This is a genomic window from Duganella sp. Root198D2, assembly GCF_001428585.1.
In the GTDB taxonomy this organism is placed as follows: domain Bacteria; phylum Pseudomonadota; class Gammaproteobacteria; order Burkholderiales; family Burkholderiaceae_D; genus Rugamonas.
The window spans coordinates 266,439-282,685 of the sequence record NZ_LMIC01000049.1; the positions used below are offsets into that span (position 1 = coordinate 266,439).

The window sequence follows — 16,247 nt, forward strand, 5'->3', positions numbered from 1 at the left end:
GAAGGCATGAATTTGATGACGATGCGCGCAATGACGCGGCGCGACTGGATTTCATATAGCTTGCTATTTCTGCTAAGCGTACTCATTTTGCTCGCCGTGCGGTTAATGGTTCCAGATTATCTGGTCATTTATCTCAAGCCCGCCAGCGCCGATTCGGTACAAGTGTTTTTCCCCAATGACGAAGGGTATAGCGAGACAGAAAGCTGGGTTTCACCGCGTATCGAGGCGGGAACCGCCAGCCGTGTCGACGTTCCGCTTCGGGCGCGCCATTTCAGCCATGTGCGCCTGGACCTTGGGAGTCAAGCAGGTGACATGGCGATCGAAAAAATTGAAATGCAGTCGCTGTTTGGCACGCGCATCTGGTGGCCTTCCGAACTGTTGACGCTCGCCAAGCCGGTGCAGATGATCGCCCCTTTGCATGTGAGCGACGATGGTCTGCTCGTTCATGCCACGGGTAACGATCCCGCGCTGGAAGTGCCGCTCGCCACTCCATCATTGCGGCGACAAGGCGGGGTAATTGTTCTGCTCGCAAGCCTTCTTGCATTTGCCTTGTTACGTGTTTTGCGCTCGCGCTACTTGCAAGGCACAGGTGCGCTGGTGGCCTGTACGCTGCTCCTGACCATCGGCTTTGCCTACAAGTTTTTCCCTGGCTTCATGTCGTTTGACAGTTTCCAGCAATTTCGCCAGGCGCTGGGGCAGCTGGAGGCTAATGACGCCCATCCGGTAATTATGATGCACATCTGGCGGCTGTTGCTGAATGTCTATCATCACGCCGGTGTGCTGTTGGTGTTCCACCAGGTTATCTATTGGTTCGGCATCGCCTTGTTTGCCTATTTGGTAGCAAGGCGGCTGTCTGTACGGATTTTGCTGTTGCTGGCAATCGGATTCTGTCCGCCGCTGCTCATCCTCTCGCTGCATCTGTGGAAAGATGTGGGAATGATGTGTGCGCTTGGCATCGCCGTTGCAGCATTGGTTGGCTATGTGCGGCAGTCCCATATTGCATGGCTGATTGCGTGCTTGCTGGCCTTGTTCTTTGCGTTTGCGGTCAGGGTAAACGGCTTCATTCCGGTCATGCCCCTCTTGTTGTTGGTGTCCTATTTTGCCGTGAGCAAACTGGGGCGCTCGAAATGGCAAACCGCGGGTTTGACCGCGGCTGGTGTTGTGTGTCTCAGTTTCGCATTTGGCGTGGGGCTGAATCTGCTGAACTCCAATGTGAAGAAAAGCTATGGGATGGGCACACTGGTTGTCTGGGACATGGTGGCCATTTCGCTGGCGGAGAACGAAGACTTGCTGCCGAAGTATCTGCCGCGCAGCACTACGGGAAATATCATTCCGGCGCTTGCTGCCGCCAATAGCCGCGAAGCCAATTTCCCCAGCTATAGCGTGGTCTCTCCCTATCCTCCTGAAGCGTTTCAGAAGCAATTGGTGCGGGACTGGCTTGAACTGGTCGTGACTCATCCGGGTCCATACCTGCGTCATCGCGCCCATCTTCTGGGCGTAATGATGGGGGTCTTAGATCAGAAAATTTATTACCCTTACCATCCTGGTATCGATGAGAACGAATTCAAGATCGGCTTCAGCAATATGGCTCCTGAAGAGGTGCAGTGGAGCTTCCGCTTGTTCAATAAATTTGTAGATTCCATCCTTTACCGGCCTTGGGTCTATGTATTGCTGGCGATGTTTGTGGTCACGGTTGCCAGTGCGCGCTTCCTGAAGACGCAAGGCGATAGGCAGATGAACTTGCTCGCCGCAGCGGTCGCAATAAGCGGGCTCGTTGGGACAGCATCGATGTTTGTCATCGCCACGGCTGCGGACTACCGCTATATTACTTGGACGATTTTCGCAGCGCTGCAAGCAACCGCGATTCTCGGTTCGGACCTGTGGCATTCAGCCCAGGAAAGAAATCGGGTTCATCAAAAAGGTGACGGTCTTGAATAACGTGGCGCTAGACGAAACAGCACTCGACCTTGCGGATTCGCAAGGTCAAACAGACATTCCCGGAACCGATAGTGGTTCCGGCGCAAATAGGCAAGCAGGCAACATCATAATGGACAAGAAATCTGAAGTCGCGGTTGTCATTCCAACCTTCAAAGCGCGCAATCACATTCTGGGCGTGATAACTGAAATCGGTACTGAAGTGAAGCGGATCTATGTAGTCGATGACTGCTGTCCGGACAAAACCGGGGACTATGTCGAACAGGCTTGCAAGGATCAACGTGTGGTTGTCGTTCGACATACTGAAAACCAAGGTGTCGGTGGGGCCGTAATGACGGGTTACGCCGCCGCGATCGAAGACGGTATGGGCATCCTGGTCAAGATCGATAGCGATGGCCAAATGGATCCGGCATTGATTCCGGATTTCATCGCTCCCATTTTGAACGGTGAAGCGGACTACACCAAAGGCAACCGTTTCTTCGACCTGGAAGATGTTCGCTCGATGCCAAAAATGCGACTGTTCGGCAATGCAGTGCTCTCACTCATGTGTAAGTTGTCGTCGGGCTATTGGAATCTTTTCGATCCAACCAACGGATACACGGCCATCCATGCCAATGTGGCGCGCCATCTGCCGTTCAACAAAATCAGCCGGCGTTACTTCTTTGAGACGGATATGCTGTTCAGGTTGAATACACTGCGCGCAGTGGTTGTCGATGTGCCGATGGAAGCCAAATACGGCGACGAAGTGAGTAACCTGAAAATCTCGAAAATCATCGGCGAGTTTTTTGTAAAGCATGTCCGGAATTTCTCGAAAAGGATTTTTTACAATTACTACCTGAGGGACATGTCATTGGCGTCGATTGAATTACCGCTTGGACTCGCACTGAGTGGTTTCGGCCTTGCATATGGCAGCTATCACTGGATGCATTCGGTCCAAACAGGAATCGCCACGACTGCCGGTACCGTCATGTTGGCGGCGCTGCCTGCGCTGATGGGCTTGCAACTGATCCTGGCGTTCATCTCGTATGACATTTCGACCGTGCCACGCAGGCGTATCCACCGTGCCTAGTAATGCCAGTGAAAATCAAATGAAGGGTCCCCACCAGTTTGCCGTGTTTGTATTCGTTGGCCTGACTTGTGCGGTAATTGACGTCGGTTTGATGAAGCTGTTGAGCCAGCTGGGCATGCATTACATGCTTGCGGCCACGTGTGGCTTCGTCACGGGATTGGCGGCCAACTTCCTGTTGCACACCCGACTGACTTTCAGGGCCGCCTATACACACGGGACCTTGATGCGCTTTATGGGGGTGGTGCTGGTGAATTACCTGCTCACGCTTGTATGCGTTACGGTGTTTCATTACTGGCTGGATGGGGCAGTGTTAGGGAAAGTGTTATCCTTGCCGGTAGTTGCGGTTAACGGTTATCTTCTAAGTAAACACTGGGTCTATAAGTGATCGAATTTTCCCCTGTTAGATGTGATGAGGCGGCGTATGCCGATTATGTTCGGCTCTTTTCCGATTGTTTTCCTGGCGTTGACAAGTTCAGCCGGGATTATCTCGACTGGTTATATCGCTGCAATCCCGATGGCCAAGTAGTGGGTTTCGATGCATACGATGGTGACCGCCTGGCGGCCCACTATGTATGCATCCCGGCGCGAGCCTGCGTTGGCGGCGACGACGTCACCGTATTGTTGTCGCTCAATACAGCGACTCATCCAGACTACCAGGGCAAAGGCCTGTTTACAAAACTTGCCGAGCGTACGTATGCGGCCGGTAGCGAGCGCGGCTATGACAGTGTGTACGGGGTAGCCAATGCAAACAGTACGCCGGGGTTTATCCGCAAGCTGGGGTTCCAGTTAGTCGGGCCGTTGCAGGCCTGTGTGGGCGTCGGCCGCCTTGGCATCGACTTTTCGCGCGAAGCTTCGCTGCAATTCCGGCGCACTTGGAGCAAAGAGAGCATTGCCTGGCGCTGTGCTTCCCCGGCCAACCCCGTCGAGACAAGGGTAAAACAAGGCCGCACGACGTTGCTGGCGGATGTGCCGAACAGCCCGATCACAGTTGCCGCCGATATGGATCTGACTGCATCCGTTGAGCAAAAACTGAAAACTGTCTCGCCCCTGCGTTTATTCCTGGGAAAAGTTCCCTCTGCTTGGCAGCGTACTGCGCTTTATGCGGAAATTCCGAAACGTTTCCGTCCATCGCCCTTAAATCTGATCTATCGCTCGTTGAATGGTCGTGTAAAGGAAATTGACTCCGAGGCCGTATTCCTCAGCTTTATTGACTTTGATGCATATTGACCGCGGCGCGCCCATCGCACTGTTCTTGTTTCCTCACCAGGATGATGAATTTGGCGTTTTTTTTCAGATAGAGAAAGAACGAAAGCTCGGACGGAGGATTTGCTGCGTCTACGTAACCGATGGATCGACAACGGCCGATCCAATGTGTCGCAATGCCGAATCCAAAGCGGTACTACAACAGCTGGGGGTTGATCCGGCTGACATTTGGTTTACCGGCCAGCAGCTTCAAATCGCAGATGGCGCACTGCACGCCCATGTTGAGCGGCTCGCTGAATGGATGGACGAATTTATTAACTCCCATCCAGAAATAGTGTCCTGTTACGTACCGGCATGGGAAGGCGGACATCCAGACCACGACCTGCTGTACGCGATCACCGTGCTGTTGCCGGCCTTGCGCGATCGCTTGGATATGGTCCGGCAATTCGCGCTTTATCACGGGCAAGAGTGCTTTGGGCCATTTTTCCGCGTGTTGTCGCCAATACCGGTTAACGGGCCTGTCGAGCGTCAAGCGGTTGGATGGCGTACGCGTATGCGTTACGTGCGCCTTTGCCTGGCTTATCCATCGCAGTGGCGGAGTTGGGTGGGGCTCTTCCCCTTTGTTTGCCTACGTTACTTGTACGACGGCGCACAGCAACTTCAGCGGGTTGACAGCTCAGTTCTGTCAACGCCGCCGCATTCTGGCAGCCTCTACTATGAGCGTCGCGCTTTTCTCGATTGGCCAACGCTAAGCGACGCAGTTAAGCGTGTGAAACGTCGATTTACTGATGTGCCAGGAGCCTCCCCAAACATCTGTAGCGAATAATCGACAATTCCGTTGAGATTTACCGAACGGCACTCGAACTGATTCCTGCTGCCGATGAGCCGGGGTCCCGCCTTGACGGGAACTCGACTCTCGCCACAAAACAATTAGCGGATGGGTTTGCGAGCCATCCTTAAAGCCAGATTTTTGTCTGGCCAAGGCAAAGCTGTGCTCCAAGGATGGCTGGCCGTTTGACTTTCTAGTTCTTCGCAAGAGGCTTCGCGTCGAGGGCGGGCTCACTTGCCAATTCAGGCAAGTTGCCCATCGTGTGTCTTGCGCCTATTTCAATAACTTCAAGCAATACCACGGATGGTTGATGAGTATCAACCAGGTCTTTCCTGAAGAAGCCATCCTGCAGGTGGACCATAATAATTTTTGAAAAATGCCGCTTCATTAATGGCAGTAGCTCGTTACCAAACGAGTCCCGTATCCATAACAAAACCGGGCCCGAAGGATTATCCGTGACCAGGATTTGGGGGGCCGTCCAGTCTTTTCGCTCCGATAAAAAGACCGTCGCATTCGGGTCATGTATTGGATCTGTTGCAAATGAAGTGCCGCCATGTTTCAGGAAGCTCGATATACCCAGCATGAGGGACAAGTTACGCGGTTGCTGATGTGGCGCCTGCGCGCTAGGTGTGAAACTGCTAACTGGTAGTGGTTCCAGTCCTGGGAAATCGCGGGCAATCCGTCGCATTAGCACCCGATAGGCTTGATAAGCCCCCAAACCGTTCCAGTGGGTGTCGTACTTGTACCATATTTCCTGTTCCGGTTTCACCGCGAGAAGTGCAGGCCGAGGATCGATCAGCCGATCAATTCCAGCCTTGGATGTCTCGCTGACAAAATCGTCAAACTCGGTCGCAACTCGCTCGTGGGCAGCCCATCGCGGGCGAAATTCCGGAAATATATCTTCCTTGACGGGGGCCATCAGCATATAAAACTGCCCCCCTTTTCCGGAGACATAATTCATGCGCTGCTTAAAGCCATTCACCCAGCTTTTCAAGCTCTCCGCATTCAAGCGCTCGCGTCCTAATGTCTGGGCCATACGGGAACCATCGTTGTAGAACATCCATCCCTGCTTGCCGACCATGACTTTGGCGGATTGAGAATATCCCATCCAAAATCGAAGGTAATTGAGATATCCGATCATGTGTGCCCGAGGCGGGAAGTGATCTGTCAAATATGCATCAGCACGCGTTGCAAAATCCGTCCATTCCGTGAGGTTTTTGGGAACGGATGGACGCTCAGCTAACAACCTATTTTCTTGTAAGGCAGGAGGAGCAATCCCAAATAAAAAGAACAAGTTAAAAAACAATATCAGTGCCAATACGGACAACGGCAAGAAAAGTGAAATTTTCGCGCGCCCGTTCGATGAATCTTTTTTTATCATGGCAATCTCAAAAACGGAAATATAGGAATGGGTTCAATGTTCCACTCGCGAGGAGCCAAGTGCACATTACAAATCCCAGTACCAGCGATCCCGACGGAATAAAATAAATTCTCTCATCGGGCACTGAGGTGTTGCCATTGAGAGAGCTTTCCTTGAGTTTAAAGCGCTGGAATAGGCGGGGGAGAACAGGAAACGACAGTATCGCGCCCACCAGCAGCGCCACCACAACTTCCGGATTGATCAATGCGGAAATTGGCAACTGGGCCTGCCCGTGGCCAAAACCCATTAGTGTCTGCAGATAGAAGCAGGCATGTCCGAAAGTGTCAGCCCGGAAGAAAACCCACGCAAACATTACTATCAATAGGGTGTAGAGTCTAGCAATCCACTGCGGTCCACGTTTCAAGATGTCACCCAGGAACAGGTTTTCCAGGACTACAAAAAAACCGTGGAGAAGTCCCCAGAATACGAAATTCCATGCAGCCCCATGCCACAAGCCGGTGGCGAAGAAAACGATTAACAAATTCCTGACTGTTTTTGCCTTGCCAAGGCGACTGCCGCCAAGCGGAATATACAAGTAATCCCGGAACCAGGAAGACAGCGAAATATGCCACCTGCGCCAAAATTCAGAAACCGACTTTGCCGAATAAGGGTAATTGAAGTTTCGAGGAAAATGGAAACCGAGAAGAAATGCCAAACCAATTGCCATATTTGAATAACCGCAAAAGTCAAAGTAGATTTGCAATGTGTAGGCAATAATACCAAGCCAAGCAGTTGAGGTTATCAATCCTGCAACCGGGAGGTCAAAAGCATGGTCGGCAAGCGGTGCGATGCTATTTGCAATTAACACCTTTTGACAGAGGCCGACAATAAAATATTGTACGCCTACTGTCAGCTTATCTGAATCAATAGTGCGCTCATGCAACTCATCTTTGATATCGCCGAAACGAACAATCGGCCCGGCGACAAGATGTGGAAACATCATAATGTAAGTAGCGATTCTTACAAAGCTGCGCTCGGCCGGAATGTTCGATCGATATACTTCAATTTGATAGGAAACCAATTGGAATACAAAAAAAGATATCCCAAGCGGCAAGTGGAGATCTAAACGAATATTTTTTTCACCCGTGATCGATGACATGATATCCAGCGCGAATTGGCTATATTTGAAAAAGCCGAGCACGGCAATATTGATGACTATCGAAATAACCAGGATCGTAAGGCGTCGTCGTGCTGCCAGACTTTGCATCATCAATGCAATTGGTTGGTTAATCGCAAGCAGGGCGAGTAGAAGAAATACGTACGCACCTTCACCCCAAACGTAAAATATGGCGCTTCCAGTTAAAAGAACGGAGTTCCTTATTCCGCAGACGTAATAAAAAACCAGAAATATCGGTAAGAAATAAAATACGAAGGTAATTGAGCTGAATAGCATTCAAAGTCCTTGTTTTTTTAGCTACTTTTTATGGGCGCTTTCCCCTAGGCGCTGTTTTTTCGCTCCGGAAGATTGCCGAACGAGGCAGGGACGGAGACACCGCCTTATTGGCTTTCTGTTTTTCGGACAGGCGACCGCATCAGGCTCAGGCGACGCTGTGTGTCGCTGCCCCACATCTTTCGCCATGTATTGCTGTCTTGGCAAGCAAAATTTGCGTGGCAGGCGCAAGTTCGTACACTCTTCGTTGAAAACTACGCCTGGCGGTGGATCGACTTTCTTGTTCCCTTCGGGAGAGCTGTCGCGGCAATTTCTGTCGGGACTGGCCCCTTGTTCCCAGCTTCTCTCAGTCCTTGGCGGCTTCCCTAAGCACTACTTCGGACGTGCTCTCCAGAATGCTAAAATACTAAATTGTGCTCTTGTAAGTATGTAAATTGATTGCAGTTGTCCGCACTATGGCAGGAGAAGTATCCGCAAGCGCCCAGAGGCTGGCGCTGATCTTTTCGCCTCGTTATCGTTGAATGGCTAAGTGGTCCCATGAATTCGGAATTTAATGAAGTTGTCTATTTGAAGGTGAATCCGGATGTCGCGGAGGCTGTGCGTAAGCAGGAGTTTGCCTCCGGCTTAGAGCACTATAAGAAAGTGGGGCGTGCCCAAGGTCGCCCGACCGACTACGCAATGGCGGTTACGGAATTGCGGCAGGTTTTGCTTGAACGCGAGCGGCACATCGCTGAATTGAGCCAGGCAGTACAAGCGATGCAAAATTCGACCAGCTGGCGCTTGACCCGGCCGGTGCGCGCAGTTGGCGGCCTTGTGTCGAAATTGCGCCGTGCCTGGCAGATCGCATCGAGCGTCAGCCGTCGCTATGGCGGTTGGGGCGGCACCGCGCGCATGGCGTTTGGCTTGTTCCGGCGCGAGGGTGTGGCTGGGCTGCGGCGCGGCCTGATGGTCGTCAAGACACGCTCCGATAGCTTTGACCGTAACGACTACCAGGCGTGGCTGCAGCGCTATGCAACCCTGACTGACGAGTCGCGTGAGGCAATGCGCAACAAGATGGCTGGGTTCGCCTTGCAGCCCTTGGTCTCGGTGCTCATGCCGGTGTATAACGCGCCAGTGGAGTTCTTATCCCAAGCCATCGACTCCGTGCGCAGCCAGCTGTACCCCAATTGGGAGCTATGCATCGCCGACGACGCGTCGACCGATCCACGGGTACGCGCGCTGCTGGAAGCCGCCGCGGCGCAAGATAGCAGGATCAAGATTGATTTCAGGGCAGCAAACGGCCATATTTCGCGGGCGAGCAATTCCGCCCTCGCGCTGGCGCAGGGCGAGTTTGTCGCTTTGTTTGATCACGACGATTTGCTGACCGAGCATGCCTTGTACTGGATCGTGGAGGCCATCAATCGCAATCCGGAGGCAGGACTGATCTACTCGGACGAGGACAAGGTCGACGCCACCAACCGCCGCTATGACCCGTATTTCAAATCCAAGCTCAATTACGAATTGCTGCTGGCGCATAACATGATTTGTCACCTGGGCGTTTACCGTACGGCCCTGGTGCGAAGTCTTGGGGGCTTCCGCTCCGAATTTGACGGCGCACAGGATTACGACTTGGCGCTGCGCGTCATTGAAAAGCTTGAGCCTGCGCAGGTGGTGCACGTACCGCACGTGCTATACCACTGGCGTGCCATCGCGGGCAGTACCGCGCTGGGGGCCGGCGAAAAGAATTATGCGGCCGTTGCCGGGCGTCGCGCCGTGGCCGAGCACCTGGCGCGAAAAGGGCTGGCCGCAGAAGTGACGGAAGCCCCGGAAGCGCGGGCACAGAATCGCGTGCGCTTTGCATGCCCGACACCGCAGCCGCTGGTCAGCATCATTATCCCAACCAAGGACCGTGCCGACCTGCTGGAAATGTGCCTGAATTCCCTGCAGGCCAAGACCAGCTACAGCAATTACGAGGTCATCATCGTCGATAACGGCAGCGTGGAACCTGCCACGCAGGCCTTGTTTGATCGCCTGAAGGCGCCGCGCTTTAAAGTGGTGCGGGATGACAGCCCTTTCAACTATTCCGCCCTTAACAATCGTGCTGCCCGGCTGGCGCGAGGCGAGTTGTTGTGCCTTATGAACAACGACATCGAGATCCTGACACCGGACTGGCTGGAGGAAATGGTCTCGTTTGCGTGGCGTGAGGACGTCGGCTGCGTTGGCGCGCGCCTTTGGTATCCGGATGGCCGCCTGCAGCATGGTGGTTGCGTTATCGGAGTGGGCGGGATTGCCGGCCATTCCCACAAATACCTTCCCAAAGGGCATGTGGGCTATTTCGCGCGCGCTGTGCTGCACCAATCGTTCAGCGCCGTGACGGCAGCATGCTTACTTGTGCGGCGTTCGACCTTCGAGCAGATGGGAGGTCTCGACGAACAGCTCGTGGTGGCATTCAACGACGTTGATTTCTGTTTGCGGGTCCAGGCAGCCGGCTATCGCAACGTGTGGACTCCTTATGCGGAAATGAACCACCACGAATCGGCATCGCGAGGTGAAGAGGATTCGCCGGAAAAGATTGCCCGCTTCAAGAGGGAGATTGATTTCGTGAAAGCGCGATGGGGCGACGATTTGTTAAACGATCCGACCTATAGCCCGAATTTGACTCTTGACAGTGAAGACTTCTCTTACGCTTGGCCGCCACGTGTCCATTCTTGTTAGCCGGTGCCGCTGCACACCGCGCTGGCGCGGCTTTCGCAGAACGATTATTTGAAAATACGATCCAAGCTGGAGAATGCATGAGCAACCCACAAGGCACGCAGTAATGAGTACGCTGCCTCTTATCATCGACCTCGACGGTACGCTGATCCACACCGATATGCTTCACGAGTCGGCATTGAGAACCTTGCGCGACAAGCCGGTCGAGGTCTTGCGCATCCCGTTCCTGCTGGCACGCGGCAAGGCCGTGCTGAAGCGCCGCCTGGCCCTGCACGGTGAGTTCGATGCGACGTCGCTGCCATATAACACCGCTCTGCTGGAGTGGCTGCGCCAGGAGCGCGCCCAAGGCCGCAAGCTGATCCTGTGTACCGCCTCGGACCAGTCGATCGCCAACGCCATTTCCGAGCACCTTGGCGTCTTTGACGAAGTGATGGCCAGCGATGGCGTGGTCAACCTGGCGGGCAAAAACAAGGCAGACGCGCTGGTGCAGCGCTTTGGCCAGGCCGGATACGATTATGCTGGCAACTCGCATGCCGACCTGCCGGTGTGGCGCAGTGCGCGCCGCGCCGTGGTGGTCAACGCGCCGCCCGACCTGGCCCGGCGCGCTGCCAATTGCTGCGAGGTGGAACGCTCCTTCGCCGCCCCGGGCGCCGGCTTCACCGCCTGGCGCCGCGTACTGCGCGTGCATCAATGGCTGAAGAACCTGCTGCTGTTCGTGCCGTTGTTTGCTGCCCACCAATTCACCGACCCGGCAAACTGGATGCCCTTACTGCTGGCCTTTATTGCCTTCAGCCTTTGCGCGTCTTCCGTCTATATCGCCAATGACCTGCTCGACCTGGAAAGCGACCGCCAGCATCCGCGCAAGCGCAACCGGCCATTTGCCAGCGGCCAGGTGCCAGCCTGGCAGGGCGTGCTGTGCGCACCGCTGCTGCTGATTGCGAGCGCCGCGGTGGCCTGGCAGGTCGGCGGTAGCTTCTTTGGCTGGCTGAGCGGTTATTTCCTGCTCACTTGCGCCTACTCCTGGCTCCTCAAGCGGCTGATGCTGGTCGACTGCGTGACGCTGGCATTGCTTTACACGCTGCGCATCATTGCCGGTGCCGCCGCGCTGAGCATGCCGCTGTCGTTCTGGTTGCTGGCCTTCTCCGTGTTCCTGTTCCTGTCGCTGGCTTTCGTCAAACGCTATGCGGAACTGCAAGTCCAGGTCCTGCATGGCAAGAAGAAGGCGCATGGCCGCGGCTACTACACGACGGATGCGCCGCTGATCCAGATGCTGGGCGTCTGCGCCGGCTATGCTGCGCTGGTGGTGCTGGCCTTGTATCTGAATAGCGACGCGGTGGTGACGTTGTACCGCACACCCGAAATCGTATGGGGCGCGGTGCCGGTCATGCTGTTCTGGGTCAGCTGGATGTGGATGCAGGCGCATCGCGGTCATATGCACGACGACCCGCTGGTATTCGCGGTCAAGGATAAAGCCAGCCTGGTTGCCGGCGTCTGCTTCGCGGCGGTGCTGGCGGTGGGGACCGCAGGATGGCCAAGGTAATGGTTTCCTCGTGGGGACGGCTGGGCCAATGGGAGCACGAGGTGCGTCCCCTGGCGGAGCGCGCGCAAATGACGCGCCAGCTGCAGGCCGGCATGCCTGGCCTGGCGCACGGCATGGGGCGCAGCTATGGCGACGTCTGCCTGAATCCTGGCGGACTGCTGTGGCGCACCACCGGGCTTGATCGCTTCATCAGCTTCGACCAGGAGACGGGCCTGCTACGCTGCGAGGCTGGCGTCCTGCTGCGCGATATACAGCGCATGGCGATCCCGCGTGGATGGATGCTGCCGGTCACGCCGGGCACTCAATTAGTCACCGTCGGCGGCGCCATCGCCAACGACGTGCACGGCAAGAACCATCACGCGGTCGGTTCCTTTGGCGACCATGTGCGCCGTATCGAACTGCTGCGCACCGACGGCAGCCGCATCGTTTGCGGTCCGGGCGAGCAAACCGAATGGTTCGCCGCCACGGTGGGCGGCCTGGGCCTGACCGGCGTGATCAGTACTGCCGAAATCCAATTGCGGCGCGTTGCCGGCCCTTGGCTGGCAACTGAAACCCTGCCGTACAACAATCTCGACGAGTTCTTCGCGCTGGCCGACGCTTCCGAGGCGGACTGGGAACATACGGTGTCGTGGATTGACTGCTTGTCCGGCAACGGGCGCGGAATCTTCCTGCGTGCTAACCATTGCGCCATCGAAGGCAAGCCAGTGCCTGCCGCGCGTCCGCGCACCATGCCTTTCGTACCGCCGGTATCGCTGGTCAACAGGCTGTCGCTGGCGCCGTTCAACTTCGCGTACTACAACCTGCAGAAGAGCCGGGCCGGCAAGGGCGTGGCCCATTACGAGAGCTATTTCTATCCTCTCGATAACCTGCACGAGTGGAACCGCATGTACGGCCCGAAAGGGTTCTACCAGTACCAGAGCGTGGTGCCGCGCACAGTGGGCCGCGCCGCAGTGCAGGCCATGCTGGCGGCGATCAGCGATAGCGGCGAGGGTTCCTTCCTGGCCGTGCTGAAAACCTTTGGCGAACGCGAGTCGCTTGGCATGCTGAGCTTCCCGCAGCCCGGCGTCACGCTGGCGCTGGACTTCCCGAACCGGGGCGAGCGCACGCTGCGCCTGTTCGAACGGCTCGACGCCATCGTTGCCGAAGCCGGCGGCCGCATCTACATGGCCAAAGACGCGCGCATGCCGCGCGCATTGTTCGAGGCCGGCTACCCGCGCCTCGCCGAATTTTTGCAATACCGCGACCCGGGCATCAGTTCCGCGATGTCGCGTCGCTTGATGGGGAAATAAGTGTCTGCTAAAAAGAAAATCGTAATCGTTGGCGCCACCTCTGCCATGGCCGAGCACTGCGCCCGCTTGTGGGCGGCAGGCCAGGCGCTCGACCTGACCCTGTTGGGCCGCAACCGCGAGAAAACCGAAGCGGTGGCTGCCGACCTGCGCGTGCGCAGCCCGCAATCGACGGTCAGCGTTATCGAAGCGAACTTCAGCGACCCGCAGCAGATCCGCGCCACGGTGGACGGCATTGTCGCCGGCGGCGTGCCGGAGATCGTGCTGGTAGCGCACGGCACGCTGCCCGACCAGCAAGCCTGCCAGGACAACCTGGCGCAGGCGGCCGAGGCCATGGACGTGAACGGCATTTCGCCGGCACTGTTCGCCGAAGCCTTTGCCGGCCATATGCAGCGCGTCAACCGCGGCACCCTGACAATCATCAGTTCGGTGGCCGGCGAGCGCGGCCGCAAGTCCAATTACGTCTATGGTGCCGCCAAGGGCCTGGTCACGCGCTACGCCGAAGGCCTGCAGCACCGCCTGGCTTTGGCGGGAAGCGCCGTCAAAGTGGTGCTGGTGAAGCCGGGACCGACCGCTACGCCGATGACGGCACACATGCCGCAGCGCGGCATGGCCAGCGTCGAGTCGGTTGCAGCGCAGATCGTTGCGGCCACGGCCAAAGGCCAGCCGGTGCTGTATGCGCCGGGTAAATGGGCGCTGATCATGCTGATCATCGCCAACCTGCCGCGCTTCGTCTTCAACCGGATGGATATATGAGCGACGCGAACGTCGCGTCGCCGCGCCTGGTACGGCTTGGCCTCAGCGGCCTGGCCTTGCTGTTTGCCGTGCTGGCGGTGGTGGGCGGCGTTCGCGGCTATTCACCGGTACCGTTCTGGGATATGTGGGGCGGCTACCTGCCAATGGCGGACCCGGCGGCAAACGGGGGGTGGTCGCTTTGGTGGCACCAGCATAACGAACACCGCATCGTATTGTCGCGCCTGCTTTTCTGGGTTGACCTGCGCTGGTTTGGCGGTGCTAGCTGGTTCTTGATCGCCATCAATTACATTCTTGTGCTGCTGGGCGCTGTGCTGTTTTGCCGCATACTGCGCGAGGCGGCGGCACCGTCGGGCCGGGAACTGGACCAGCATGCGCTTGCCGCATTCACTGTCGCGAGCCTGTTTTTCTGGAGCCAGCATGAGAACCTGACCTGGGCCTTCCAAAGCCAGTTCATTCTCGCCCAGTTGCTGCCACTGGCTGCGCTGTACATCCTGTATCGTTCGATCCGGGGCGGAAGTGCCCAGTTTGCGCTGGCCTGCCTGCTCGGCGTCCTGAGCGCCGGCACGATGGCGAATGGCATTCTGGCGCTGCCGATGATGACCGTCTACGCCTTGCTGACGCGCCAGGGGGCACGTCGCGCCGGCGTGCTCGCAGCATTGTCGGCGTTGCTGCTGTTTGCCTACTTGCACGATTACGCCTCGCCTGCCGGGCATGCCGCGCTGTCCCCGCTGTGGCAACGGAAGGAGCAGTTTGTCCGTTACGTTGCCATGTACCTCGGCAGCCCGTTCTACTTTGCGATGGGTGCAGGCCGCACTGGTAAAACGGTGGCACTGCTTGCCGGTTTGTTCCTGATCGCCAGTTCGGTGCGGTTTGCCTGGCAGAACCTGCGGCATCCGCATCCGCCCGCCCTGCAGCTGGCGCTGTTGTTCTTCATCGCCTACATCGGCGCTACTGCAAGCGGTACCGCGATGGGGCGCATGCATATCAGCATGGCCCCAGCCTTCCGCTACACCACGCCAGCGCTGATGGCCTGGGCCGCGCTGCTGGCCCTGTCAGCGCCCGCTTTCCTGGCCTTGCATGGCAGGCGGCGGCAGTTCGCATATGGTGCATTGGCACTGCTGGTGTTGCCGATGCTGGCGTTCCAGCTCAAAGCGCTCGAATCGCAAGCGGACGAGATCTACGACCGTGCGGTTGCCGTGCTGGCAATCGAACTGCGCGTCCCCGACAAGGTTCAAATTGGCCACGTCTATCCCAACACGGATGCAATTGCCCTGTCGGCACAGGCTGCCGACAGCCAGCGTTCGGTGTTTGGCATGTATCCATTCCGTAGTGCGCGGGCACAGATGGGGACTGTTTTTGCGCCTGCGGCACTGCCTGTATGCGTGGGCGCCCTGGATTCCGCCGGTTTGATCGAAGGCGACGCGCGCTTTTTGCGCGTCGACGGCTGGCTGTACGAAGCCGGCAGGAAAACTGTGCCACAGGTCGTGCGCTTCCTGGATGCCGAAGGTAAGCAGGTCGGCTACGCGCTGGGCGGCAAGCGAAGGGATGACGTTGCGGCCACTGCGGGCCAGCAGGCCCGCTCGGCGGGGTACCTCGGCTATCTGATGGCAGCCGTGCATGGCCAGGATTTGACGCTGCGCGGCGAGGGACCTGCCGGGCCAATCTGCCAGATGCAGCTGAAGGCGCCGATGGCGCTGCCGTATCGCTTTTCGACGGAGGAGCCGTCGGCGTTGCGTGCCACGGTCGGCAGCGCCAATGTGGTCGATGCCGGCGCATGGCAGGGCGGCGATTATGCCAAGTCGAGTTTCCCGGGCATGCGGGTTTACGGAAGCCATATCAATTCCGACGCCGACCGCGGCGCGATTGTGCTGCGCCTGCAGCGCGGCGACCGCCTGTTTTATCGCTCCGGCCCGTCGGGCCGGCAGCAAAGCATGGAAATTGAAGGCATCGGAAGCGTAGCGATGCCGTTAGCGCAGGATTGGGGGCTGCTGGAATTTTCCGGCGACGCCTTGCCGCAACAAGCCTTTACCGTCAAGTTGACCGATTCCGGTAACGGGTGGGGCGAATGGTCGGCTGTAGCTATCAGGACCGACGAATCTCGCGCCGCGAAACAATGATTTTTATACAG

At 57.0% G+C, this 16,247-nt stretch carries 12 protein-coding genes; 10 read left to right on the forward strand and 2 right to left on the reverse strand.

Going from position 1 to position 16,247, the window contains the following annotated elements:
* Positions 1-6 precede the first annotated feature (6 nt).
* The 5 genes from ASE26_RS26675 (at position 7) to ASE26_RS30350 (ending at position 5,033) form a co-directional block, all read left to right on the forward strand.
* Positions 7-1,938 (forward strand): hypothetical protein, encoded by a 1,932-nt coding sequence (locus tag ASE26_RS26675; protein ID WP_057247245.1) that lies wholly within the window; start codon positions 7-9, stop codon positions 1,936-1,938.
* 109 nt (positions 1,939-2,047) lie between these two features.
* Positions 2,048-3,004 carry a glycosyltransferase family 2 protein gene (locus ASE26_RS26680; protein ID WP_057247246.1) on the forward strand — a complete coding sequence of 319 codons (957 nt, stop codon included), beginning with the start codon at positions 2,048-2,050 and terminating at the stop codon, positions 3,002-3,004.
* Positions 3,005-3,023: 19 nt separating this feature from the next.
* Positions 3,024-3,389 carry a GtrA family protein gene (locus ASE26_RS26685; RefSeq protein WP_057247247.1) on the forward strand — a complete coding sequence of 122 codons (366 nt, stop codon included), beginning with the start codon at positions 3,024-3,026 and terminating at the stop codon, positions 3,387-3,389.
* Positions 3,386-4,231 carry a GNAT family N-acetyltransferase gene (locus ASE26_RS26690; RefSeq protein ID WP_057247248.1) on the forward strand — a complete coding sequence of 282 codons (846 nt, stop codon included), beginning with the start codon at positions 3,386-3,388 and terminating at the stop codon, positions 4,229-4,231. The genes ASE26_RS26685 and ASE26_RS26690 overlap by 4 nt, the downstream gene beginning before the upstream one ends.
* Positions 4,221-5,033 carry a PIG-L deacetylase family protein gene (locus ASE26_RS30350; RefSeq protein ID WP_082591484.1) on the forward strand — a complete coding sequence of 271 codons (813 nt, stop codon included), beginning with the start codon at positions 4,221-4,223 and terminating at the stop codon, positions 5,031-5,033. Before ASE26_RS26690 ends, ASE26_RS30350 begins: the two co-directional genes overlap by 11 nt.
* Before the next feature lie 196 nt (positions 5,034-5,229).
* On the opposite strand, the gene ASE26_RS26700 is transcribed toward ASE26_RS30350, so the two are convergent.
* The gene (locus tag ASE26_RS26700; protein ID WP_082591485.1) at positions 5,230-6,417 is read right to left on the reverse strand and encodes a hypothetical protein; all 1,188 of its coding nucleotides are present in this window, start codon (positions 6,415-6,417) and stop codon (positions 5,230-5,232) included.
* A 7-nt stretch (positions 6,418-6,424) separates the two neighbouring features.
* Complete coding sequence (locus ASE26_RS26705; RefSeq protein ID WP_057247251.1) at positions 6,425-7,849, reverse strand: MBOAT family protein; 1,425 nt, start codon at positions 7,847-7,849, stop codon at positions 6,425-6,427.
* A 534-nt stretch (positions 7,850-8,383) separates the two neighbouring features.
* On the opposite strand from ASE26_RS26705, the gene ASE26_RS26710 reads away from it, so the two are divergent.
* The 5 genes from ASE26_RS26710 (at position 8,384) to ASE26_RS26730 (ending at position 16,236) form a co-directional block, all read left to right on the forward strand.
* Positions 8,384-10,540 (forward strand): glycosyltransferase, encoded by a 2,157-nt coding sequence (locus tag ASE26_RS26710; RefSeq protein WP_057247252.1) that lies wholly within the window; start codon positions 8,384-8,386, stop codon positions 10,538-10,540.
* Positions 10,541-10,643: 103 nt separating this feature from the next.
* On the forward strand, positions 10,644-12,077 hold the full coding sequence (locus tag ASE26_RS26715; RefSeq protein ID WP_057247253.1) for a UbiA family prenyltransferase: 1,434 nt from the start codon (positions 10,644-10,646) through the stop codon (positions 12,075-12,077).
* Positions 12,065-13,366 (forward strand): FAD-binding oxidoreductase, encoded by a 1,302-nt coding sequence (locus tag ASE26_RS26720; protein WP_057247254.1) that lies wholly within the window; start codon positions 12,065-12,067, stop codon positions 13,364-13,366. The genes ASE26_RS26715 and ASE26_RS26720 overlap by 13 nt, the downstream gene beginning before the upstream one ends.
* Positions 13,367-14,119 (forward strand): SDR family NAD(P)-dependent oxidoreductase, encoded by a 753-nt coding sequence (locus ASE26_RS26725; protein WP_057247255.1) that lies wholly within the window; start codon positions 13,367-13,369, stop codon positions 14,117-14,119.
* On the forward strand, positions 14,116-16,236 hold the full coding sequence (locus tag ASE26_RS26730) for a hypothetical protein (RefSeq protein ID WP_057247256.1): 2,121 nt from the start codon (positions 14,116-14,118) through the stop codon (positions 16,234-16,236). The genes ASE26_RS26725 and ASE26_RS26730 overlap by 4 nt, the downstream gene beginning before the upstream one ends.
* Positions 16,237-16,247: the final 11 nt, after the last annotated feature.